At 65.3% G+C, this 22,258-nt stretch carries 17 protein-coding genes and 1 riboswitch; of the genes, 3 read left to right on the plus strand and 14 right to left on the minus strand.

All coding sequences use genetic code 11. The annotated features are described in order from the left end of the window. The 4 genes from C1876_RS05980 to C1876_RS05995 form a co-directional block, all read right to left on the minus strand. Window positions 1-769: hypothetical protein (locus tag C1876_RS05980; protein ID WP_114545809.1), on the minus strand; the 769-nt coding region annotated here is incomplete at its 3' end. 41 nt (window positions 770-810) lie between these two features. Continuing rightward, complete coding sequence (truA, locus tag C1876_RS05985; RefSeq protein ID WP_319638249.1) at window positions 811-1,638, minus strand: tRNA pseudouridine(38-40) synthase TruA; 828 nt, start codon at window positions 1,636-1,638, stop codon at window positions 811-813. A 323-nt stretch (window positions 1,639-1,961) separates the two neighbouring features. Continuing rightward, the gene (gene dnaE / locus C1876_RS05990; protein WP_114545811.1) at window positions 1,962-5,423 is read right to left on the minus strand and encodes a DNA polymerase III subunit alpha; all 3,462 of its coding nucleotides are present in this window, start codon (window positions 5,421-5,423) and stop codon (window positions 1,962-1,964) included. A gap of 134 nt (window positions 5,424-5,557) precedes the next feature. Continuing rightward, window positions 5,558-6,112, minus strand: coding sequence for a TetR/AcrR family transcriptional regulator (locus C1876_RS05995; protein ID WP_158544633.1), 555 nt, complete (start codon window positions 6,110-6,112; stop codon window positions 5,558-5,560). 121 nt (window positions 6,113-6,233) lie between these two features. Between C1876_RS05995 and C1876_RS06000 the strand changes: the two genes are divergently transcribed. Further along, on the plus strand, window positions 6,234-7,220 hold the full coding sequence (locus C1876_RS06000) for an NAD(P)-dependent alcohol dehydrogenase (protein WP_114545813.1): 987 nt from the start codon (window positions 6,234-6,236) through the stop codon (window positions 7,218-7,220). Between the two features lie 24 nt (window positions 7,221-7,244). On the opposite strand, the gene C1876_RS06005 is transcribed toward C1876_RS06000, so the two are convergent. The 9 genes from C1876_RS06005 to C1876_RS06045 form a co-directional block, all read right to left on the minus strand. After that, on the minus strand, window positions 7,245-12,653 hold the full coding sequence (locus tag C1876_RS06005) for a beta strand repeat-containing protein (protein ID WP_148044523.1): 5,409 nt from the start codon (window positions 12,651-12,653) through the stop codon (window positions 7,245-7,247). Between the two features lie 10 nt (window positions 12,654-12,663). Then, entirely contained in the window at window positions 12,664-13,416 is a 753-nt protein-coding gene (locus tag C1876_RS06010; RefSeq protein WP_148044522.1) for a hypothetical protein, read from the minus strand. 18 nt (window positions 13,417-13,434) lie between these two features. After that, on the minus strand, window positions 13,435-13,998 hold the full coding sequence (locus C1876_RS06015; protein WP_114545816.1) for a hypothetical protein: 564 nt from the start codon (window positions 13,996-13,998) through the stop codon (window positions 13,435-13,437). Between the two features lie 31 nt (window positions 13,999-14,029). Beyond that, window positions 14,030-15,592 carry a hypothetical protein gene (locus C1876_RS06020; RefSeq protein WP_148044521.1) on the minus strand — a complete coding sequence of 521 codons (1,563 nt, stop codon included), beginning with the start codon at window positions 15,590-15,592 and terminating at the stop codon, window positions 14,030-14,032. A gap of 119 nt (window positions 15,593-15,711) precedes the next feature. Beyond that, window positions 15,712-16,272 (minus strand): hypothetical protein, encoded by a 561-nt coding sequence (locus tag C1876_RS06025; protein WP_114545818.1) that lies wholly within the window; start codon window positions 16,270-16,272, stop codon window positions 15,712-15,714. Window positions 16,273-16,440: 168 nt separating this feature from the next. Beyond that, window positions 16,441-17,121: a signal peptidase I gene (locus tag C1876_RS06030; RefSeq protein WP_114545819.1), complete on the minus strand. Its 681-nt coding sequence runs from the start codon at window positions 17,119-17,121 to the stop codon at window positions 16,441-16,443. A 107-nt stretch (window positions 17,122-17,228) separates the two neighbouring features. Continuing rightward, a riboswitch (cyclic di-GMP riboswitch) is annotated at window positions 17,229-17,322 on the minus strand. A 266-nt stretch (window positions 17,323-17,588) separates the two neighbouring features. Beyond that, on the minus strand, window positions 17,589-18,437 hold the full coding sequence (locus tag C1876_RS06035) for a tyrosine-type recombinase/integrase (protein WP_211309513.1): 849 nt from the start codon (window positions 18,435-18,437) through the stop codon (window positions 17,589-17,591). A gap of 270 nt (window positions 18,438-18,707) precedes the next feature. Next, on the minus strand, window positions 18,708-19,343 hold the full coding sequence (locus C1876_RS06040) for a GNAT family N-acetyltransferase (RefSeq protein ID WP_114545821.1): 636 nt from the start codon (window positions 19,341-19,343) through the stop codon (window positions 18,708-18,710). Beyond that, entirely contained in the window at window positions 19,340-19,846 is a 507-nt protein-coding gene (locus C1876_RS06045) for a MarR family winged helix-turn-helix transcriptional regulator (protein WP_114545822.1), read from the minus strand. Before C1876_RS06045 ends, C1876_RS06040 begins: the two co-directional genes overlap by 4 nt. Window positions 19,847-19,991: 145 nt before the next feature. Here C1876_RS06045 and C1876_RS06050 point away from each other — a divergent pair, with 145 nt between their 5' ends. Continuing rightward, window positions 19,992-20,252, plus strand: coding sequence for a hypothetical protein (locus C1876_RS06050; protein WP_114545823.1), 261 nt, complete (start codon window positions 19,992-19,994; stop codon window positions 20,250-20,252). On the opposite strand, the gene C1876_RS06055 is transcribed toward C1876_RS06050, so the two are convergent. Continuing rightward, on the minus strand, window positions 20,221-20,928 hold the full coding sequence (locus C1876_RS06055; protein WP_114545824.1) for a TetR family transcriptional regulator: 708 nt from the start codon (window positions 20,926-20,928) through the stop codon (window positions 20,221-20,223). The genes C1876_RS06050 and C1876_RS06055 overlap by 32 nt on opposite strands. Before the next feature lie 103 nt (window positions 20,929-21,031). On the opposite strand from C1876_RS06055, the gene C1876_RS06060 reads away from it, so the two are divergent. Further along, window positions 21,032-22,216, plus strand: a complete 1,185-nt coding sequence (locus C1876_RS06060; RefSeq protein WP_114545825.1) for an aldo/keto reductase — start codon at window positions 21,032-21,034, stop codon at window positions 22,214-22,216. The last annotated feature ends 42 nt before the right edge of the window (window positions 22,217-22,258 follow it).

Below are 22,258 nucleotides of genomic sequence, written 5' to 3' on the forward strand. Positions count from 1 at the left end.
GCTCAGGGGCAGGTTCAGGCTCGGAAGCGGATTCCGCAGCGATCGGTTTCATGGGCTCGGTGGGGTCGTCCGCTACTTGCGGCTCGTCGAGCGTTGCGGCCGCCGCCGTCAGCTCGTCCACGGCTTCCTCAAGCTCCGCCGTGGCGGCAAGCAGCTGCTCGAGCGTCACCGGCTCCGACGGTGCCGTCGGCTCGGGCTCGGGCTCGGGTTCGGGTTCGGGCTCCGCGTCTTCGCTCATCACGGCTTGCGCCGCCTCGATGAAATCGTCCTCGTCGGGATCGTTCTTCGCCACGAGCTCGCATTCCATTCGCACTTCCGCAGCTTGGAAGTCGATCTCGCTCGGTTCGTACGCGTGATGCGCCTCCACCACGGGCACGCTCACGCGCGGCTCAACCGGCTCAGCCGGTTCGACGAGCTCGGGCGTCGTTGCAGGCTGCTCGTCCGCAGCCGGGAGCGCCTTGCTCTCAACCTGTTCCTCAATGGCGGCTTCGGCAAGGCCGCCCTCCATCACCTCGATGCCCGACGCCATGACGTGTCCCGAGGAGGGCGCGGCCTCGATGCCCAAGCGGGCATTGAGCGTGCGGTTGGATTGGGCGATGGACACGAGCTCGCGCGCGAGCGCAACGCGGTCGGCCTCTTCGACGCCTTCTTGGAGGAGCTTGCCTATTTCGAGCACGCGCGTCCACGAGATGGCATCCATATCCTCTTTGAGGGAAATGATCTTGTCCGCCTCGCGCATGACGCGCTTTTCCGTTGATTTGCCAAACATGATTTGCCGCCTTCAGGTAACCGAGCGCCTATTGTAGCACGTCAGTAGATGACTCGCCAGAATACGAGCCCCTGAGCTGGGGCGTTTTCGCCCGCAGCGCGGCGATCGCACGCGGCCAGCACCTCGCCCACCCAGTCGGCGTCGCGCTGTCCTTTGCCCACCATCACGAGCGTGCCCACGATGGTACGTACCATGGAATGCAGAAACGCGTTGCCCACCACCTTGATGGACATGAGGTTCTCGCCCATGACCGTCTCGGGATGGAACGATATCTCGCGCACGTTGCGGTGCGTCGGCTTGCCCTCGGCCGAGGCCGCCATGCAGAAGCTCTTGAAGTCGTGCTCGCCCAGCAGATGCTGCGCGCCCGCTTCCATGGCCGTGAGGTCGAGGCCGCCGGGCACGAACCACGAGAAGTCCTTCATGAAGATGGGGCTCGTGGAGTCCACGCACAGATGGTAGTGGTACTCGCGCGCCTGCGCGTCGAAGCGCGCCGAGAAGCCCAGCTTCTTCGGCTCCACCTCGCGCACGGTGATAGCGTCGTGGGTGAGCGCGTTGAGCGAGCGGCGCAAGCTGGGCAGCGATCGACCCGCGATGTCGAGGTCGTTCACGTCGAAGCTCACCACCTGACCGAGCGCATGCACGCCCGCATCGGTGCGGCCGGCGCAAGTTGTCTCCACGTCGCGCCTGAACAGCAGGCGCAGCGCGTCTTCGAGGTCGCCTTGCACGGTGGTCTGCCCCGGTTGGCGGGCGAAGCCGCTGAAGGGCGATCCGTTGTACGACAGGGTGAGGGCCAGCGTGTGGTCACGCACGGCTCGTTCGGCAACGTCGGGCGCTGCCGCGTGGCGCTCTCGCGCGATGGGTGATGTCATGGTTTCCGTATTCATAGGCGGTATCATAAACGAACCCGGCCCCGCTGCGAAGCGGAGCCGGAATGCGCTTGCCAAATTGTTGAATAGCGCGGGGTCGCCACCGCTCTCCTTCTTCGGCGCGGGGTCGGCACCGCTCTCCTTCCCTGGCGCGGGGCTTGTTCCCGTTCCCCCTCCCTGGCGCGGGGTTCGACCTGCGGGCCGACGGGCGCGTGCCGCGCCGATTCGTTACGGGCGCGGCGTGCGATCGGCGCGGGAAGCGACGCCCCGGTCCCTTACGGTATTCCCGCGCCATATAAGGAAGAGGCATTCCCGCGCCCTATGCTCTACGACGCTCTCCACACTCTTGGGCCGAACAGTTCTTGGATCTCCGAGCGGAGGATCTGGCTGCGGGAATCCACCGACACGGGCAGCTCGGCGCGGAACTTGTGGCCGTCGTTCTGCTGCACGAACAGCACCACGCCGTCGCGTCCCGGATACGACTTCAAGATGCGGTTCAGGCGCAGCGACTTCGACTGGTCGAAGTCGGCCATGGCCACGCGCAGCTCCAGATGCGACGGGCGGGCGTCGGCCTCGTTGAGTTCGATGACCTCCACCTCGAACGCCATGATCTGGTTGCCGCGGTCGTTCGCCTCGAACTTGCCCTTCACCTTCACGATAGCGTCTTCCTGGATGGCCTCGGCGTTCTCTTCGTACTTGAAGCAGATGCACTCCACGTGACCTGTCGTGTCCTCGAGGGTGAACGTGGCCATCTTCGTGCCGCGCTTCGTCAGCTTCGTCACCACGTTCGAGATCATGCCCACGAACACGGCGGACTTGATCTCCTTCGTGCGCTCGGCCAAGTCCCCGATGGAGAACTTCGTCATGCGCGCGATGGTGCCCTCGTACGGGCGCAGCGGGTGGTCCGAGACGTAGATCTTCATGATCTCCTTCTCGAACGACAACAGCTGGCGCTTGGGCCATTCGACGCCGTCCGGCTCGGGGATCTCTTCCTCGAAGCCCGAATCGGGGTCGTCGCCGAACAGGTCGAACATCGACACCTGGCCGCGCTCGCGGTCCTTCTGACGCTTCGACGCGCTTTCAAGCAGCGGCGTCTCGTCGATGAAGTACATGAGCTGCTTGCGCGTGTAGCCCGTCGAGTCGAACGCCCCGCCCTTGATGAGCGCTTCGAGCGTCTTGCGGTTGTAGCACTTCGTATCGAGGCGGTTCACGAAGTCGTGCAGCGACGTGAACGGGCCGTTCGCCTCGCGCTCGGCGATGATGGCCTCGGCCACGTTCCTGCCCACGCCGCGCACGCCGACCAGGCCGAAGCGGATACCCTCTTCAACCGGCGTGAACTCCTCGTTCGACGAGTTGATGTCGGGCTGCAGCACGGGCGTGCCGTTGTGGTTGCAGCTGGCGATGTAGCGGATGAGGCGGTCGGTGTTGCCCATGTACGACGACAGCACGGCGGCCATGAAGTCGTTCGGATAGTGCGCCTTCAAATACGCTGTGCGCATAACCAGGATGGCGTATGCGGCCGAGTGCGATTTGTTGAACGCGTACTTCGCGAACTTCTCAGCGTCTTCCCAGATCTGCTTCGCGATCTCAAGCGAGTAGCCGTTCTCCACCGCGCCCGTGTTCCAGTCGGCCTGGAGCAGGCGCATGATGTCGAGCTTCTTCTTGCCCATGGCCTTACGCAGCTTGTCGGCCTTGCCTGCCGAGAAGCCGCTCATGGCCATGGAGATCTGCATGATCTGCTCTTGGTAGACCATGGTGCCGTACGTCTCCTCCAGAATGGGGCGGAGGCGTTCGTCGTAATAGTGGATGGAGGTTTTGCCGCTGGCCACCTTCACGTAGTCGTCGACCATGCCGGACTCCAACGGGCCCGGACGGTTGAGGGCGATCGAAGCGACGATGTCGGAGAAGCGCGTGGGTGGGAGCCGTGCGAACAGGCTCACGTACAGCGCGCCCTCAACCTGGAACAGGCCGTCCATGTTGCCGGACTGCATGAGCTTGAAGGCGGCCTCGTCGTCGATGGGGATCTCTTCGGGAACCACCTTCGTGCCGAAGCGCTGCTCGATGTTGCGGCACGCGATGGTGAGCACGTCGAGCGTGCGCAGGCCGAGGAAGTCCATTTTCAGCAAGCCCAGCTCAGGCGTGTAGTGGCCGTCGTACTGGGTGATGATGCCGCCGCCCTTGGTGTCGCGCTTCATAGGAACGTGGTCGCTCATCGGGTCGCGGCAGATGATGGTGGCGCACGCGTGCACGCCCTCGCCGCGCACGTGTCCTTCGATGGACAGCGCGGCATCGATGACGGCCTTGACGTCCTCTTCGGTGTCGTAGGCCTTCTTGAGATCGGGGTTCGTGGCCAGCGCCTTGTCGATGGTGATGCCCAGCTCGTCGCCGATCATCTTCGTGATCTTGTCGCCCGTGCTGTAGGGGTAGTCCAGCACGCGCGCGGCGTCGCGCACGGCGTTCTTGGCCTGCAGGGTGCCGAACGTGATAACCTGGGACACGTGGTCTTCGCCGTACACGTCCTTGATGTGGTTGATCACTTCTTCTCGGCGGCCCTGCTCGAAGTCGACGTCGATATCGGGCATCTCCACGCGTTCGGGCGAGAGGAATCGCTCGAACAGCAGGCCGTTCGACAGCGGGTCGAGGGCGGTGATGTCCATGGCGTACGCCACGATGGCGCCTGCGGCCGAACCACGGCCCGGCCCGACGCCGATGCCCTGGCTGCGCGCCCATTCGATGTACTCCTGCACGATGAGGAAGTACGCCGGGAAGCCCTGCTGGATGATGATGCCCATCTCGTAGTCGGCGCGTTCCTGCGCCTCCTGCGGAACGGGATCGCCATAGTGCTTGACCAGGCCTTCCTGCACGCGCTTGCGGAAGTAGCTCTCCTCGGTCTCGCCCTCGGGCAAGGGGAAGCGCGGCAGGATGGAGTCGCGCTCGAGCACGACGTTCACCTTTTCGGCGACCTCGACCGTGTTGTCGCACGCCTCGGGGAAGTCTTTGAGCGCCTCGCGCATCTCCTCTTCGGTTTTCATGTAGAACTGGTCGTTCTCGAAGCGCATGCGGTTGGCGTCGTTGAAGGCGGCGCCCGTGCCGATGCACAGCATGTAGTCCTGAGCGCGCGCGTCTTCGCGCGTGAGGTAGTGGAAGTCGTTCGTGGCGATGGTTTTGAGGCCGGCGGCCTTCGCCACGTCGGTGAGCATGTGGTTGAGCTCGGTCTGCGTGAACCCGGCGTCGGTGCGGATGCCCTGGTTCTGCAGCTCGATGTAGAAGTCGCCCGGCTCGAAGCAGCTGGCGAACTTCTTGGCCCACTCCACCGCCTCGTCGACCTGGCGGTTGTCGAGCAGCTTCGGGATGATGCCGGCGATGCACGCCGACGAGCCGATGATGCCCTTGCCGTACTTCTGCAGCATGCTGAACGTGGTGCGCGGCTTGTAGTAGAAGTTGTCGACGTGCGACTCGCTCACGAGGCGCACGAGGTTGTGGTAGCCCTCGTTCGTCTTGGCGAGCAGCAGCAGGTGGTAGAGCTTGGGCTTCGTGTCCTTGCGCAGCTCTTCGTCGATGGTGAAGTACACTTCGCAGCCGTAGATGGGCTTGACGCGCTTGCCCGTCTCCTCCTCCACCTTGTCGCACATCTCGCACAGCTGCGGCACGCCGGACATCACGCCATGGTCCGAAATGGCAACGGCGGGCATGTCGAGATCGGCGGCGCGCTTCACCATGTCGTAGATGTGCGTATGGCCGTCGAGCAGGGAATACTCGGTGTGGTTGTGCAGATGGACGAATGCCATATCTTGTGCCTCTTATCAGATGGAAATGCGCTCGATTGTGTCGATGACATGATACCAGCATCGACGGTTTCGATGATCGAACAAACGATGGTTTTTGCAAGATCGTCACGCGCGCGGCGGCACGACCCCTGCGATCACACGGGGGCGACGCTCAGATGCTCGGCGAGCCGGTCGGCGAGGGCGGCGAGCTCGCGCGGCGTGCGCTCGAAGCCGTCGCGCACCCACTGATCGAGCATGCTCGACATGCCGCCCGCCATGAACCGGTACAGGTACGCGAGCGACGAATCGCCCGCCGCTTCCCCGCCGGCGAACAGCGCGTCGCGCGTACCTTCCCCGAACCTCGAACCCGTCAGGTGCAGCAGCTCGTTGTCGCGCAGCAGCACGAGCAGCGGTTCGTGCTGCTCCCAAAACGAGAAGTACGCGAACGCGAGGTCGCCCAACCGCCTCTCCGCACCGAGCGCCGTCGTCGCGCGCGCCGCGAACGAGGCCCCCAGATCGCGCAGCCGCGCGTCGAGCACCGCATCCACCGACGCGAAGTGCCGGTAGAATGTGCGGCGCGACAGCCCCGCCCGCCCGGCGAGCAACGTCACGCTGACGTCCCGATACGCCGTGCCGTCGCCCATCAGGTCCAGCAACGCGGCGACGATCCGGCCGCGCGAAACCTCCTTTTGTGGGTTTTCCTTCGGCATGCGCGTCACACTCCCCCGTCGGTTGTAGCACTTCTTCCCAGGTCGTTGACCCGTTCTCCGGGTCTCACTATAGTCCGAACCGTAAAGGGTTACAAGTGTGACACGTTGAGAGGCAGGCAGCATGAAGGCGATCGTGCATACCGCGGGGGCGTCCCCCGCCGAAGCGTTGCAGGCGGTGGAGCGCGCCGTGCCGACGCTCCGAGCGAACGAGGTGCTCGTGCGGGTGAAAGCGGCGGCGCTCAGCGCGGGCGATACCGCGGGATTCGCGCGCGACGAGCGCGGGAGAGCACCGCTCGCGGCGCGGTTCGCCGGCCTGATAGGCCGCGGAACGGTGCCAGGCGGCGAACTGGCGGGCATCGTGGAGGCGGTGGGCGCGGATGTTGCGCACCTGCACCCGGGCGACGAGGTGCTCGCCTGCACGGGCACCTCGGGCGCCTGGGCCGAATGCGTCGCGGTGGACGCGCGTTTGGCATGCCGCAAGCCCGCGCGCCTGTCGTTCGAGCAGGCGGCCGCCCTGCCCGTGGGCGGCATCACCGCGTTGGGAGCCGTGCGTAAGGCGGGGGTCGAAGCGGGTCAGCGCGTGCTCGTGTACGGCTCGTCGGGCGGCGTGGGTCTCTTCGCCGTGCAGTGCGCGAAGGCGGCCGGCGCGCACGTGACCGGCGTGTGCAGCACGCGCAACCTCGAAGCCGCCCGCATGGCCGGTGCCGAACGCGTCATCGATTACACGAAGGAGGACTTCGCACAGGCGGAAGGCCGCTACAACGTCATCATCGGCGCGAACGGCTGCAACCCCCTCGGCGTCTACCGGCGGCTGCTCGCCGCGGGCGGCACGTACGTGGCCGTCGGCGACGCGAAGCAGGGCATGGCGGGCCTCGCCGGCCCCGTGCGCTCGCTCGGCAGCTCGAAGCGGCTCACCTGGTTCGCCTTCCCCTTCGCGCCCCAGGCTTCGCTTCTGGCCGAGGTCACGGCGCTCGCCGCCGCCGGCGCCGTCACGCCCTTCGTCGAAGCCGTCTATCCCCTGAGCGCCGCCGCCGATGCCGTCGCCCACGTCGCACGTCACCACGCCCAAGGCAAAACCGTCCTCGTCAACGACTTCTCGCGCCCCTAGCTCTCCGACCTCGTCCCTACAACCTCATCCGGACACGATGAGGTTGTAGGGGGCTGTTTGGTCGCCGAGGGTGAAGAGGAGGCGGTAGGTGCCGGGGTCGAGCGTATCGGGCACGGTGACGACGAGAGCCTGCGTGCCCGAGCCTGCGCCGAGGGCATCGTTGCCCGAAACCGTCCAGGCGGCGCCATCCTCGTAGCCGCCGTCCGTCTTTTTCTGGACGCTCACCGCCACGGCGGGCGACGCAACGCCGGCATGCTGCACCGAATAGCCCACCGTGAAGGTCAGCCCATCGCCCGCTGAAACGACGCGGCTCGCTCCCGGGTCGAGCGACACGGTGAGCCCGTACGACGGGTTCTGCTCGACGTCGAAGCTCGCCTGCGCCGACAGCGCGCTCGCGTTTCCCGCGCTCGCCCCCGTCGGGAAAACCTGCGCGACAAGCGCGTACGAACCCGCTGGCAGCCCGGCCGTGTCGGCGGTGTCCACCGTGACCGTGCAGGGTCCGGAGCCGGACAAGGGCAGGTACGCCTTGCCGCCGCTCGCATAATACGTGGTGCCGTCGAGAACGAACGCCGTTCCCTCCGGGAAGCTTCCGTCCCCGCCAAGCGAGAGCACCACGGCGGCCCCATCGGAAAACCGCGTGTCGCTGTTCGCCGAAAGAGCCAGGTCGAACGCATGGGCTCCCCGTGACGGCCCGTCGCCCCCAGCGAGCGACAGCGTCGCATGCGCGTTGTTCACGGTGCAGTCGGCACCGAGGCTGTCGGCCGTGCCCTCGTTGCGCAGGCGCAGGCTGTAGTCCCCCACCGCAAGGCTTTCCGTCGAGGGACCGAAATCCACGATCACCGCAACGGACTCGCTCACGCTTCCCACCAGACTCGCACCGGTGCTCATCGACACGAAGCTGCCCAACTTGACCTGCGCGCCCGTCTCAGCGCCGGTAGCCCGGTAGCGGTAGTACCCGGTCCCGCTCAGCAGCGTGAGCTCCGCGCCCGGCGGCAGCGCGGCGGCCGCGCCGCTCGCGTCCTGCAACTCGATCCAACACGCGCTCACGGAAAGGGTTTTCGATAACGCGAACGCGGCCGTCAGCGCGCTGCGTTGCGAAATCGTCGAGCTCGCCGACGACGACAGGCCGTTGTACTGCCGTCCTGCTCCTACCGCAACCGAGCTCACGGCAGATTCCTCCCAATGAACCCGCACGGTCACGGCAACTTCCGCACCATCGCCGCTTTCGTCTTTCAGCGCAAGCCTGACGACGTCCTGCGTTTTCGCCGGAAACCCGCCGGCGTTCGTCAGCACGAACTCGATGGGGGCTTCGTAACGGCTGTCCGTGGTGCCGATGGCCACCGGAGCGGCTGCCTGGAACCCTCCCAAATCGCAGGAGCTTTCCATGAGCCCCGCCGACTGCCAGCCCTGGTTTCGCGTCGCCCGCAGGGAAACCGCGAATTCATTGCCGTTCAAGCTCGCGCCGCCCGCAACGAGGGAGGCGCCCTGACTTGCTGCGACGCCCGTCAGCGTCAGCTTCCGGCTGGCGCCCGCGGGAATGTAGAGCTTGCCGGTATACGTTCCCGCCTGCGTCGCGTACAGGTCCACTTCGAGCGAGGAGAGGTTGGTGGTCCTCGTGACAATCTGCACGTTCGCCGTGGTGGTTTCCTGCACCGACCCGTTCACCGAGCGCTCGAATTCGATGGTCACGGTGCCTAGATCGCGGCTCGCGGTGATCCCGCTGTTGAAGTAGGTCAGGTAGAACTCGATTTGAGGAACGACATGGTCGCCGGTCACGCCGCCGGCCGTTTGCGCGCCGATCACCGTATTCGAGCCCGACGCGAGCGACAGCGCGGACACGATCTTGCCCTTGTCGGTGGACGCGGCGCTGAACCCGTCGCCCGTCTTCATGAAGAGACCGAACGCGGTCAGCGGGCTGCTCGCCATGGCCGTCCGCTGCGCGCTCACATCCACCGGCGAGCCGCTTCCATCGGCGGCGTTGTCCGCCGACGTCCTCCACGCAGCATCGGACCCCTGCCCCGCCCTCGCAGCCTCCACCAGCGTCAACGCGGTGTTGGCAACCGTGACGCTTTTCACCGTGTACGTCGAATTCTGATCGGCGGGAGGCAGCTCGATCACGCCCTTCGCCACGGCGTATCCGTCGGCGCCGTACCCGACGTCGCCGCTGCTCAGCGTGCGGGCGGTCAGCACCGTCTGACGCGTCACGTTGGCATCGCCCGCTCCGCGCACCTCCCAATAGCGATAGGGCAGAGAAGCGCTGCTCACCTCCGTGAACGAAATCTCCGCATCCGCCTTGTCCACGAATCCGCCGTCCGCACCGTCCGGCGCGATCCGGGCGTACACGTAGCCTTCCGCAGACTCCCCCGCCAGCAGGCGCGCAAAGCCCCGCACCGGGCCGTACAGCCGGCTTCCACCCTCGTCGGTGCACGACACGCGCAGCAGCGTGCCGGTGTCGAGCAGCAGCGTGTTGGCGCACCCCGCAATGGCGGCCAATCCCACTTCGTCTCCCGCCGCGTCCAAGCTGCGGAAAGCGGCCAGCTCCATGGCGGGCGACTCCAGAACCAGCGTGCTGCCGCCTTGCAGTACCAGGCCGTTGCCCAGCGCGCCCAACCCGTCGACGACGCCGTGGTCGCCGATGCGGTTGAGGGAATAGAGCGTGGTCTGATCGGTGTTGGCCGCATCCGACTGGCCCGTCAGCCGCACGTGCGAGTTGAGCAGCAGCACGCGGTCGGCGCGTTGGATGGCCGCCAGCGTGCGCGTGGTTCCCGTCGCTGTGCCGTCGTCGCCGGCAACCACCGCACCGTAGTTTCTCAAGGTGACGAGGCGCGTGTTGCCCGCGTCGCAGGAAGCGCCGCTGCCGAACACGCCGCCGCTGACGGTCATGCCGACGTCCCCGGCACCGGCTCCGGTGTCGTAGCCGGTGCCATCGACGTAGACGTGAGAGGTGCCTTCCACGGTGATGGTGTTGTAGTCCGTTCCGTCGCCGCCGAAATCGCCGCCCGCGTACACCGAGCCGCCGATGGAAAGAGCCGATGCCGTAAGCGAGGGGATCTCGTCAGGATGGGCAGCGTAATACGCGCAGGCGCCCATCGCCCCCATACCGATGTGCATATGGGTGGAGCCGTTGACCTTGCCCAGGTACCCGCCGCCGAACACGTTGCCGCTCACCGTTCCGCCCACCAGGTTGGCCACGATCAAGTCCGGCATGGATGCACCCTCCGCAAGGGCCGCCCCGTCGTCGCTCAGCTCGCTGCCGCCGTACACGTTGCCGCGCACCCAACCGCCCGTCATGTTGACCGTGGAGCCGCCCAAAACCAGCACGGCGCCGGAGGTCCCCAGGGCGCCGCCGTACACCGAGCCGTTAACGGTGCCGCCCTCGATGTTCACGCAGGTAGCACCCTCAACCAAGCCCTGCTGCCCGCCGCCGTACACGTTGCCCTGCACGGTGCCGCCGCTCACCTTCACCTGCACGTCGGAACCCGATGTCACGCGAGCGCATTCTTCGTAGCCGGCTTCGGCGATGCCCTTGCCGCCGCCGTATATGCTGCCGGTCACGGTTCCGCCGCGCACGTCGATGAGCGCGGTGCCGCTCAAGTAGGCGTTGTGTTTGGTTCGGTCGCTGCTGGCAAGCAGGTACCCCTCGCCGCTCGCGTAGATGTTTCCGACGGAAGCCGCACCGTCGACGACGATCGAGGCGTTCCCGGTGAGGCTGCCAGCAAGATCCATCCCCTGATCCGAGGTAATGGTCCCATTGAGCGTCGACTCCCACCCTTTGCCGGCCGCGAACAGGTTGCCCACCTTCCCTCCAGACACAGAAATGGACACCTGAGAAGTTGCGGCATCGTTGCTGACGACATACGCTGCAGAGCCGGCGCCGTATAGGTTCTGCACGGTTCCGCCGGTCACGCCGATGCGAAGCTGGCCCAGATAGGTGGGGATGGATTGATTGCGGCCGGACCCTGCGCCGTAGAGACTGGCGACATCGCCTCCGTCGACGTTGATCGTCGTCGTTCCGGTAAACGAAGCGGGATTTTGTTGATACCCCTGGTTTCCCCCGATCAATTCGCCCACCGTTCCACCATGCACCTCGATGCTCACGTTTGCGTTCAGGATCTCTCCGCTCGCGCTACCGGCGACGATCCTGGTCACCTTCGCAGTGCCCTCCACCGAAATGCTGGAGGTGTAACCGGTGCAATCCAACGAGGGCGTTTTGCTTCTCACGTATCCGATGATGCGCTCGAACCTGCCGCTCTTCACCGTAATATGCGCCGCCGTCCTGCCGTTCGCTTCGATAGCATTGTTGCCGAAGCCGTAAAGGTACAGGCTGGTACCCGATATTCCTTCTCCGACGATGAGGTCGTACCCGTTTGCGTATATATGGTTGATCAGCTTGATCTCGATGTTTTCCAAGCAGAAGTCAGCGTGCACGTACAGGGGGTAGTCGCCGGAGATTGGCTGGGAAGCGCCGAACACCGCCCCCGTTGCGCCCGAGAGCGTGAAGGGAACAGCCGGCAGATTCACTTCCGCATCCGAGCGATTATACGTACCCACGATGACGATGCGGTTGGTTTCCACTGTTCCGCCTTCGGCAGTTGTGATCAGCAGCTGCGCTGCCGCATCGAGGGTTCGCACGGCGGCGGCCTCGGTGGCTCCGTCGTTCGCGTCGTTGCCGTTCGTTTGATCCACGTAGACGGTGGTTGCCGCGGTTTGAACGTCGACCGCTTCGGAGTACGGAACAGGCGCCTCGTCGAGCGGGGCGTCCGCCACCTCGTCGTCGGCCCCATCGTTCGCCCCGTCCGCCATCTCGCCCTCCGACGCGCCCGCTTCCTCGTCGCCGACCCTCTGATAGCCGGCGGACAGCGCGGCCTCCAGGAAGGACGTGTTCTCGTCTGAGCAGGTCACCGTGCCCATCTGCCCCTCGCAAAAGAGCGTTTCCGAGTGCGCGACATCCTGCTGCTCCACCCGCTCGACCGCGTAGCCCTGCTCCTGCCGCACTACTTCGCCCGACGCGAAGCGATTGTCGATGGCGGCGAAGTGCGGCGACTCCTCCGGACTCTCTCCGGAGAAGACGCCCTCGCCGAATCCGACGATGCTGCTCGGCAAGGTCAGCGTGCCGCCCAGCTCGCCGAGCCCGTACAGCAGATACGAGCCCAGATACGTGACGCCTTCCTCGATTTCGAGCGCGCGTATGTCGGCTGCGTAGGCCGCGAGCGGCGCGCTTTCAGCCGTGAAGTCGTCCGTATCGCCTGTGCCGGAAAGGGTCAGCACGCCGTCCGCCACCTCGGCGGTCACGCCGGTGCCGACGCGCACGCTCACCGGGCCGTCGTCCATCGCGTAGGCGACGATGGACCCGCCGTTCAACTGGCCCAACACAAGGCAGAGCGCCATCAGCGCGGCTACGACGCGCTGCGGAAAACCGGCGCGCATCCTCACGGTGCTCCCTTTACAGCGTTGCATGCGAACCGCCTACCTCGATGCTATTGGCAAAAGACGTTTCGTCCTGCGCCAACACGATGGTCTTATCCGATTTGAGCAGCACGACCGAATACACGCCCGGCCCGTCGGGGGCAAACGAGCACGCACCGTTCGCCGAGGTCACCCGTTGATCGGTGGCATCGGGCACCACGCCGGCAGGAAGCACGAGGGACACCGGGCCCCCGCTGTCGGTGCAGGTGATGGCGAGCACGGCGCCGGCGTTTCCCGCAGCGTCCTCCACGCGAAAGCGGTTGCCCTGCGCCCGCACGAAGGTGGCGGTGAGCACCTTCGCGTAGGGCGCGCGGGACGTCACCGTGAGCGTGCACAAGCCTTCCGTCGGCGCGACGGCGAGCGTTGCATCGCTCCGCATGCCGCCCGGCAGCGTGCCGCTTCCGCCGTCCGTCACCGTAGCGCCGCTCGCTTCGACGTCATAGGCGATGTCCCCCGTGGTGAACCGTTGCGCATCGGCGGAGTTGCTCAATGCGATTGAAACGCTGGCGGCTTGCGGGTCGATGAAGTACGATGCGCCCTCGCTGCTCTCCTTCAGGTAGTCGCTCGTGAGGTAGAAGTCGGCGGCCGTCGCGACGCCGTCTTCCTGTTGCTGCAGCACGTAGCGGGCAACCGCCATGCCGGAGAACACCAGCAAGGCCGCAGCCGCGAGCAGCACCGCGGCAGGAAGCAGACGGCGTTTTTTCGGCGTATGCAGGCTTGGTCGTGGCATGGTTCGGTTCCTGTTCATCTACGTTGTCTGCGGTTCTGCTTGCTGCGCGTCCACTGTCAGCGTCACCTGATCGATCTCGTCGGCGAAGCGCTCGGCTGCCTGACCGGCAGGCCACATCACGCTCAGCACGTAGGTGTGCGTGACGCCGACGCCGGAGGGGCCGAAGGGAAGCAGCCCTCCGGTCCAAACGAGATCCGCGCCCGCAGCGGCCCGTGCGTAGTTCGCCGTATCGCCGCTGCCGCTTTTCGGATCGAGCGCGTACGTCAGCGGCAGATTGCCGGATGTGGCAAGGGATACGGCGTAGGTCAGGTCCACTTCGCTCACGACGCCGTCCTTCGCGTTCGTCACGGCGAACTCCACCGTGCGCGCATCGCCCGGACGCATGCCGCTCAGCTGCGCGGTCACGTCGAGCGTGCCGGACGAACCCGCCATGTCCAACGCCACCGCGGCAACCGACGCCGAAGCCCTCCCCTGCACCTCCTGCAGGTACCGGGCGTACGCGATACCCAGCACCGCGGCAGCGACAAGGCTGAGGCACAGCAGCGATCGGACGATGCGCCCGGCAGTCTCATGCTTCTTCATCCGACGCACCCTTCCTTTCCGCGCGAATCGTTCATGATTCCTCCGCATGGATCGTCATGGACAGCAGGTAGACGAGGTTTTCGCCGCTTCCGATGGCGGTATCCACCGCGTCGTTGCCCTCGGCCGGCCACACCCAATCCAACCGGTAGCCGGCAATCGCGTGTCCGGCGACGGCGGCGGGCAGCGCGAGCCCGCCGCGCGCCGACAGCGATCCGGCAACGGCTCGGTCGGCGAGGCGCCGCCCGTCGGCGTCGAGCGGGGTCAACGTGAACGCAAGCGGCACATGGAGGCCGGCCTCGCTCAGCGAGATGGTGACGTTCAGCCGCGAAGCGCGCGAGTTTTGCAGAAGGAACCGGTAGGAACCCGAGGAACCGGGCGCCATCGGCTCCTGCGCGCCGCTCGTCCGGTTGTAGAACAGGTCGATCACGCTGTTCTGCGTCCACGAGGCGTAACCGCCGCGGTTCTCCCCGTACACGAAAAGGGAACCGCTCGACGGGTTGTCGCCCGAAGGAGGATCGTCGCTTGTCGAAGGGTCGTCGCCCGTGGTGCCGCCCGGGGAATCACCGGTTGAGGGAGCCTCGCCGCCTGAGGAGCCGCTTCCTGCCGAGGGGAGATCGCGAACGGGGCCCGCGACGGAGCCGGGAGAGTCGCTATCCGACGGCGGGCCGGACGGCGCGTTCCCACCGCCCGACGAGGAGCCCCCGATGGGCGTCACCACGCTGCCGCCCGAAACCACGATGCCGCCCTCGCCCGGACCGTGCGTCGCACCGTCCGACGTGACCACCTGTCCGCCCGGCCGTATCTCGGTTCCGTCAGCAAGTGCCACCGTGCCGTCCGTGGCAACGGTGTAGCCCGATCCGTCCACCTGCTCATCCGGATAGATGACGGTATCGTCCGGCAAGATGATGGCGGCGGCGTTGCGGCCGCTGCGCGGAATGACGATGGTGCCGTCAGGCAGATGCACGTGCCCGTTCGGCGTGACCACGACCCCGCTCTCCACCGAGACGGAACCCGCGGGCGTAGTCACCCGCCCTTCGCCGTTGGCGTAGGTGCAGCCCGTCGCGAGGATATCCAACCCGTCATCCTGCAACCGGATGGCGATTTCCAGTATCCTCACGTCGACGGCGACGGTGATGGCGCAGCCTCCGTCGCCCTCTTTGGTGATGGAAACTCCCTGTTCATCGCTGCTTTGGACGATGGACACGGGCCGCTCGGCCGCGACGGAGCCGTCGGGGCCGTACACGATGATCCGATGCGTTCCGAAGGGCACGTTGGGGAACAGGAAGACGCCTTCGTCGTCAGCCTCCGTCACGATGGGGTCGCTGTGAAGCTCGAGCTTCAATCCGGCAGCGGGCGAACCGTCCTCGTACGCCACCTGCCCGGTGAGGTGCGTCGCCGTGCGCGTCGAAGCCTCCTCGGGAGCAAGCTGAATGGTATCGGTCGCCTGGCCGAGGGGCCCCGAGGCGCTGCGACCCAGGAGGTAGCTCACCATGCTCGTGGTGGTCAAGGCGACAAGAAGCAGCAGCGCCAGCAACAGCCGGCGCCGTCTTCCCCGTCCGTCCTCCTGCAATGAAGGTTCGTTCGCTTGTCCCACGCTGGTCCCTCCTCTCGGGAAACGCGCCTCAGCCTTTGGCGAAAAGCGCGGCCAGTACGCCGCGCGCTTCGCCAAAGGCTGAGCCCCCGCCCCGGCACAGGGGACGGAGGCTGCTGTTGCTAGGAAGTAGCGGGCGTCTGCTGCGCGCCCGTGACAGCAATGTCGAATTTCATCGTCGAGCCCGTTTGCGCAATATCCGTATTGTCGGCGTCATACGGCCATTCCCAGTAGATGGTCTTCGTGAGCTTGGTGTTCACGTCGCTCAATGCGATCGTACCCGTCAGGCCTGTCGTCAAACTAATTTCGGTCTTTCGCGCGGCATCTGAATAGAACTTCAAGCCGGCGGGCTTATTGCTCAGGTTCTTGAATGCGATTGTGTAATCCACTGCCACTTCGCTCCCGCTCGCATCAAGTTCGATGTCAAAACTACCCTTGGTGCCCGGCGCGATTGTCTTCGATTTCACGTTGGAGTAATTCGTATTGGCAAGATCGACCGTAGCCATCGTCGCCGTCTCCCCGTTCACCTCGAAACTCCACTTGGCAACCGTTGCGCTACCGGTGCCGGTCACCTCGGTGGCGTACTTCGCCATGGTGCCGCCGAGCAGGCAGGTGCTGGTGAGCGCAAGCACCAACGCCAAGATGCCGAGGCGCGATGCGTAAGATTTCTTCTTCGTCGTCATTGCACACCCTCGCTTTCTCTGTCACGGGAACCATATCGTCGGTTGTCGGCCCAGGCACGGCTCCCGTGCACCTGCAGCATGTCTATCCCAGGCGCGCCTCGCACCCGGTTCTACAAGGTTCGCCCTCCTGCGCTGTGCCCGCAGAAAGGCGAACCTATGCATACCCCATCAGGGCTCGTCGACGCCCCTTCGCCCGAAGGCCCGCTCCTCCCGAAGAGCGGCCAGCTCCCGTTCCAATTGGGCGGTGCGCGCTTCTTCGGCCTTGTCCAAGCGGCGTCGACGCCACACGTCCCATGCGAAGAACAGCGCCAACGGGCACACGATGAACAGCACCATGCCCGCAGGCGTCTGCATGAACAGGATGGCGTTGCCCACCCCCGGCAGACGCATGCCGTTCCACACGCCCTGCACCTGATCGACGGTCACAGGCAGCCGGTCCGCCGCGTTGTTGGCGTCGCCTTGCGTCACGTAGCGCAGCTGTCCGTCCTCGCCCGCGGTCACGCTCGCAATGCGATGGGTGATGGCCTTGCCGGACGAGAGGTAGCACACCACGTCGCCCTCGTGCAGCGCCGTCGGATCACAGTCGGTGACCGCTATCAGGTCCCCCGTCTGAATGGTGGGCTCCATCGAGCCCGAAAGCACCACGGCGGGCTTGACGCCGAACACGCCGGGCAACTCGTCAGGATGCAGGAAGCTGCCCGCAATCAGGGCCGCGTTCACCAGGATCACGGGAACGAAGACAATGCAGAGCACGAGGCCCACGATGCTCGACGCGGAAATCCCGCGGGCGCGTCCCCGGCTCGAGCCCCGGTTCGAAACGCGGCGAACCTGGCTGGCGCTCCCCTTCATCGTTTTGCTCCCCTCTGCGCCTTCGCGACGCCCTGCCCTGCATGCGGTTCGATCGGAGGGCGTTTCGCGCGGCAAGCCAGCCCTCTCTCTGCAAAGCTGGTGTCAAGGTGTGCAACTGGCTAGCTTCCCGATGCCGTCCCGCGCGGGTAAGCCCCTCTAGCTTTGCGACGCTGCCTTACGGCAGGTGTGCCCCATGAGCGCTTCACTGCATAATGAGCATTATGTGATGAAGCTCTATTTGTATGTATTCTGCTTACCGGTTCATTATGCACCGGGGGGTATGCTTTTGCAAGGCAGATCGACGCAATGATCTGAAAGCCCTGTTGATCAACTTGTCGAGCGGCGCACGACGCCACCGGCACACTTCAGGCTGCGCAAGAAAAGGCAGCCGCCTCCCTCAGTTTCGCATCGGCCCAGATGGGCTCCTTCCTTTCCATCACATAATGCTCATTATGTGATGTTCTTTTTTATATGAGCAAGTTTAGCCTGGTCAGAGAGCGAATACACTCCGCGTCGGTGGTGGAGGTGTATATGCGCGTGGTCTCGATGCTCGCGTGGCCCAAGATGTCGGCCAGGCGCACCACGTCCTTCTCGAGCCGGTAGTACGCCAACGCGAACAGGTGCCGCAGATTGTGCGGAAAGCACTTCCGCGCGTCCACGCCGGCACTTTCGCAGAGCGCTTTCATTTCCGCCCAGATATTGCAGCGGTTCATCGGATTGCCATTCCGCGTCACGAAAATGGGTCCCGAGGCGATCTTCTTCTTCCTGCAATACTTCAACAGACGTTTGCGAAGCTTATCGGGCAGAAACACCGTGCGCTCTTTGCCCTTGCTCGCGATGCGCGCCATGCCCGCCTGCAGGGCCTCCACCGTCATGAAGCGATGCTCGCTCACCCGGATGCCCGTGCTGCAAATCGTTTGCAGCAGCAACCCGAGGCGCTCCTTCTGCTTCGTCTGGGCGGCGCGCACCAGCTTCTTGTACTCGCTTGGCGTCAATTCCTTCCAGTGCTCCCTGAACGCGGACCGCTGGATTTTCACGAGCTTGACGCGCAGGTCTTCTCGCTGGCAGAACCGGAAGAACTGGTTGAGCGCCACCAGCATGCTGTTCACGCTCGTGGACTTGTACTTCCCGATCAGCCTTCCCTTGTAGTCGAGGATCATCTCCTTCGAGAATCTCGTTTCCCCAGGATACTGGGCGAAGAGAGCCCGCACATCCCTCAGGTACTTCTCGATCGTGTTCGCCGACCGCTCCTCCTCAATCAGATGCAGCCTGAATCTATCGAGCTGCCGCTCACCCAAAGCCGAGGTCCCCATCATGCTCCTTATCAGGATTCAACGTATCGTTGTATGGATCGTTCCTCGTTTACTTATACCACAGCGTTTTCAACGCGCAGGGGGCCTTCTGATCAGGAGAACGCGTGCAGGTTCCCACCCCACGGCGGGAAGCAGACGTCCTTTTCGCGGCGATGCTAGCGGCAGAGATGTCGTTCGAGCCATCCGCGTGCGCCGCCCGTCTTCTTGCGGTCGCGTGGCGAGCCGCCCAGCTCGTGCACGTCCACCTCGCCCGAGGCGATGCGCACGAGCAGCTTAGGATCGGGCGTCGAGTTCGATTCGCTCCGAGGTTCCGAGTGTTTGCGCATAGGAGATACCGCCTTCCAGCGAGAGCTTGTACTTGCTTGACACCTGGTGATACCCGCCGCTTTCGGCCATGCGCTGCATCGAGGGGTTGTGGCTTTCCAGGTAGAGCGCGTCCACGTTGAACAGCGTGGCCAGCGACATCCAGATATCGAGCATCTGGCCCATGTAGCCGTGTCCCCGATGCTCCTTCGGCGTGTAGCAGCTCACGATGGTGGCGCCGCGCTCGGCGTAGAAGCCGCCGCCTCCCTGCCCGCCGATGGCCGGCAGCCGGTCGTTCATCTCGAGGCCGGAGATGGACACGACCTCGGAGCCCTGCTCGATCATGCCGAACAGGATGCGGGTTCCCAGGTTCTCCTCGAGGTACGCCTCGGTGGCCGTGCGGAACGCGTGGGAGTCGAACGAGGAATCCATGCCCCAATATTCGAGCGACTGGGCGCAGCGCAGGGCGCACAGCGTGTCGATGTCGTTGCGGTCGGCGATGCGGAAGGCCGGGTTGATCAACCGCGCGGCCTGCATCTGATGGCTGTCCGCCTCGCACATGAGCTCGACGTGCCGCACGGCGCGCGGCTCGGACGCGCGGGTCATATCCGACCGCCGTGCAGGTGCGCGAACAGGTCGTCGCGGCGACGGCGCGCGAATTCGAGCGTGGCCCGACCGTCCTCGCCCATCGCGTCCTCGAGGGCCGCGATGATGCGGTCGAGGTAGTCGCCCAGCTGCTCCTGCTCCTCGGTGGACAGGCAGGAGAACAGCGACGCGGGGCCGTCTTCCTCCTGGTTGGCGTCGCGCCCTTTCTCCGTGAGCGTGACCAGCATGACGCGCTTGTCGTCCTCGGACGGATGGCGTTCCACGTAGCCGTTCTTCTCGAGCTTGGCCAGCATCTCGTTGAGCGACGAGACGCGGATGCCGAGCACCATCGACAGGTCCTTCGTGCTCACGTCGTCCTTCAGCTTGAGCAGCGCGAGAATCCTGCCCTGTCCGCACGTCGGGTCCACCACGGGGCCCGACTCGGCGCGAGCGCGATGGCGCGTCCGCTGCAGCAGCCACTGCACCACGGTGAGCTTCTCGAGCAATTCAAATCCTCTATCCATAGCGTGCCTCCTTTCATGTCGCGTTTCATGTTTGACCGGTACCGGTTCAACCGGTACCGTTAGAAAGATAAACCGGTACCGTTAGAAAGTCAAGAACTTTTCCGAAGGTACCGGTTGTATCTCCCCGTTGACACCGTTTGGCCATATGAATCCGCTCAACTTCGGGTTCTTCGCGGGGTTCCCGTATTTCTGGTGGTACAAGATGCTCGGACCGGTGGATTCCGTGTTCAGCGTATGGGACGAGCGCTTCGTGAAGGATCGGACGAAGGCCGCATCGAACGCGTTTCAGCGGGGCTTCCTGGGCATTTTCCTGGCAAGCGTGGCCGTCGCGCTCATGTTCACCGACCCCGACACGCCGCGCCTGAGCCGCTCCCCTACCCCGTCGCAAGGGCGCGGTAGCCGTTGAGCTGCACCGCCGTGAAGCGAGCGAGCGTCTGCTCGAACGAGCGCTCGGCTTGCTCGAAGCCGGCGCGGCGCATGGCTTCGCGCTGCACCTCGAGCGGGTACGCCGCCGGGTACAGGCCGGCCACGTAATGGACGAGGTCCATCACCAGGTTCATGGCGTCCTCGTCGGACAGGAACGGAAAGCGCCGCGCGAACAGGCGCGCGCTGTCCAGCGACAGCTGCATCATCTCGCGCTTGCACGCCGCCAGGCGCTCCACGTCCACGTTCGTCTCGACGATGGCGGTGAGCAGCGCCCCCACGCGCCCGACGTTGCGATGGCGCCCGCAGGCGGCGGCGAACCGCACGGCGAACGCCTCGATGCCCCCATCGAAGTCCCCGGCACCCTCGCCGCCATCGCCATCGCCGTCCCCGGCGGCGCCCCCATCGTCCTCCCCCGCCAACGCACCCAGCTCGTCGTGCAGGGCGGTGAGGTCGCGCAGGTACAGCAGCAGGAACAGCTCCTCCTTCGTCCTGACGTAGTGCCCGAGGTTCGCGCGGGAGAACCCCAGCTCGTCGGCGATGGACGTCATGGTGATCTCGCGGTACGGAAAGCGGTCGAGCAGACGGTCGGCCGCATCCACCGCGCCCGCCAGACGCTCGCGCTTCTGCTCGTCGGTGCGCGCTCGCTTGAATCCCATGGACTGTCCCGCCTTTCTCGCCGCATGCGGCCTTGACAAGTTGCAGCACGCAACTTATAGTAATTGCACGCTGCAACTTATTTTACCAGGGAATGGAGAAGCCATGCAATACCGCACCGACCCTCGAAGCGGAAACACGCTGTCAGCCCTCGGCTTCGGCTGCATGCGCTTCCCCTCCTCCGCGCTCGGGCGCATCGACATGAAAGCGGCCGAGGCGCTCGTGCTCGATGCCGTCGAGCAGGGCGTCAACTACTTCGACACCGCCTACCTCTACCGCGGCAACGAAGAGGCGGTGGGCGCCATCCTCGAAGAGCACAACCTGCGCGACCGCATCTTCCTGGCCACCAAGCTGCCCCATGCGAACTGCACGGCGTACAAGGACTTCGACCGGTACTTCGACGAGCAGAAGGAGCGCCTGCGCACCGACCGCATCGACTACTACCTTATACACAACATCATGAGCTGCGAGCAGTGGGAGCGGCTCGTCGCGCTCGGCATCGAGCGGTGGATCGCCGAGAAGAAGCGCACGGGCGAAATCCTGCGCATCGGATTTTCCTACCACGGGTCGCAGGGCGATTTCGGGCGCGTGCTCGACGCCTACGACTGGGACTTCTGCCAGATTCAGTACAACTACGTCAACGTGAACTACCAGGCGGGACGAGCCGGACTCAAACGCGCGGCCGAGAAGGGCCTGCCCGTGTTCGTGATGGAGCCGCTGCTGGGCGGCAAGCTGACCGGCGGGCTGCCGCCGCAAGCCGCCGCCGCGCTGAAGCGCGCCGATGCGCAGCGAACGGCGGCCGAATGGGGCCTGCGCTGGGTGTGGAACCACCCCGAGGTCACCATGGTGCTCTCCGGCATGAACGAGGCTTCGCAGATCGCGCAGAACGTGGCCGCGGCCGAACGCGCGCTCCCCGGCGCCATGACGGCGGACGAGCTCGCCGTCGTCGACGAGGTGGTGCGCATCTTCAACGACATCAACAAGGTGCCCTGCACGGGCTGCAACTACTGCATGCCGTGCCCGAAGGGCCTCAACATCCCCGGGTGCTTCTCCGCCTACAACGCCTCGTACGCCCTCGGCTGGTACGACGGCGTGAAGCAGTATGTGCTGTGCTCGGGCGGCATGGGCGGCGACACGCGCTGGGCGAGCGACTGCATCGAGTGCGGCGCCTGCGCGAAGCACTGCCCGCAAGGCATCGCCATCCCCGAGGAGCTCAAGCGGGTGCGCAAGCGTCTGCAGCCGGCCATCCTGCCGCCGGCGCTCAAGGTGGGTTCGCGGTTCCTGCGCTAGATCACGGGCTCGTAACCGTACGGAACCCGTTTCCCCGCGTTG

The organism is Eggerthella sinensis, assembly GCF_003339815.1.
In the GTDB taxonomy this organism is placed as follows: Bacteria; Actinomycetota; Coriobacteriia; order Coriobacteriales; family Eggerthellaceae; genus Eggerthella; species Eggerthella sinensis.

Bases quoted from the DNA above. Each gene is read 5' to 3' on its own strand.
- truA (WP_319638249.1), bottom strand. From the start codon at position 1,638: ATGACATCACCCATCGCGCGAGAGCGCCACGCGGCAGCGCCCGACGTT.
- dnaE (WP_114545811.1), bottom strand. From the start codon at position 5,423: ATGGCATTCGTCCATCTGCACAACCACACCGAGTATTCCCTGCTCGAC.
- C1876_RS05995 (WP_158544633.1), bottom strand. From the start codon at position 6,112: ATGCCGAAGGAAAACCCACAAAAGGAGGTTTCGCGCGGCCGGATCGTC.
- C1876_RS06000 (WP_114545813.1), top strand. From the start codon at position 6,234: ATGAAGGCGATCGTGCATACCGCGGGGGCGTCCCCCGCCGAAGCGTTG.
- C1876_RS06010 (WP_148044522.1), bottom strand. From the start codon at position 13,416: ATGCCACGACCAAGCCTGCATACGCCGAAAAAACGCCGTCTGCTTCCT.
- C1876_RS06015 (WP_114545816.1), bottom strand. From the start codon at position 13,998: ATGAAGAAGCATGAGACTGCCGGGCGCATCGTCCGATCGCTGCTGTGC.
- C1876_RS06025 (WP_114545818.1), bottom strand. From the start codon at position 16,272: ATGACGACGAAGAAGAAATCTTACGCATCGCGCCTCGGCATCTTGGCG.
- C1876_RS06030 (WP_114545819.1), bottom strand. From the start codon at position 17,121: ATGAAGGGGAGCGCCAGCCAGGTTCGCCGCGTTTCGAACCGGGGCTCG.
- C1876_RS06035 (WP_211309513.1), bottom strand. From the start codon at position 18,437: ATGATGGGGACCTCGGCTTTGGGTGAGCGGCAGCTCGATAGATTCAGG.
- C1876_RS06040 (WP_114545821.1), bottom strand. From the start codon at position 19,343: ATGACCCGCGCGTCCGAGCCGCGCGCCGTGCGGCACGTCGAGCTCATG.
- C1876_RS06045 (WP_114545822.1), bottom strand. From the start codon at position 19,846: ATGGATAGAGGATTTGAATTGCTCGAGAAGCTCACCGTGGTGCAGTGG.
- C1876_RS06050 (WP_114545823.1), top strand. From the start codon at position 19,992: ATGAATCCGCTCAACTTCGGGTTCTTCGCGGGGTTCCCGTATTTCTGG.
- C1876_RS06055 (WP_114545824.1), bottom strand. From the start codon at position 20,928: ATGGGATTCAAGCGAGCGCGCACCGACGAGCAGAAGCGCGAGCGTCTG.
- C1876_RS06060 (WP_114545825.1), top strand. From the start codon at position 21,032: ATGCAATACCGCACCGACCCTCGAAGCGGAAACACGCTGTCAGCCCTC.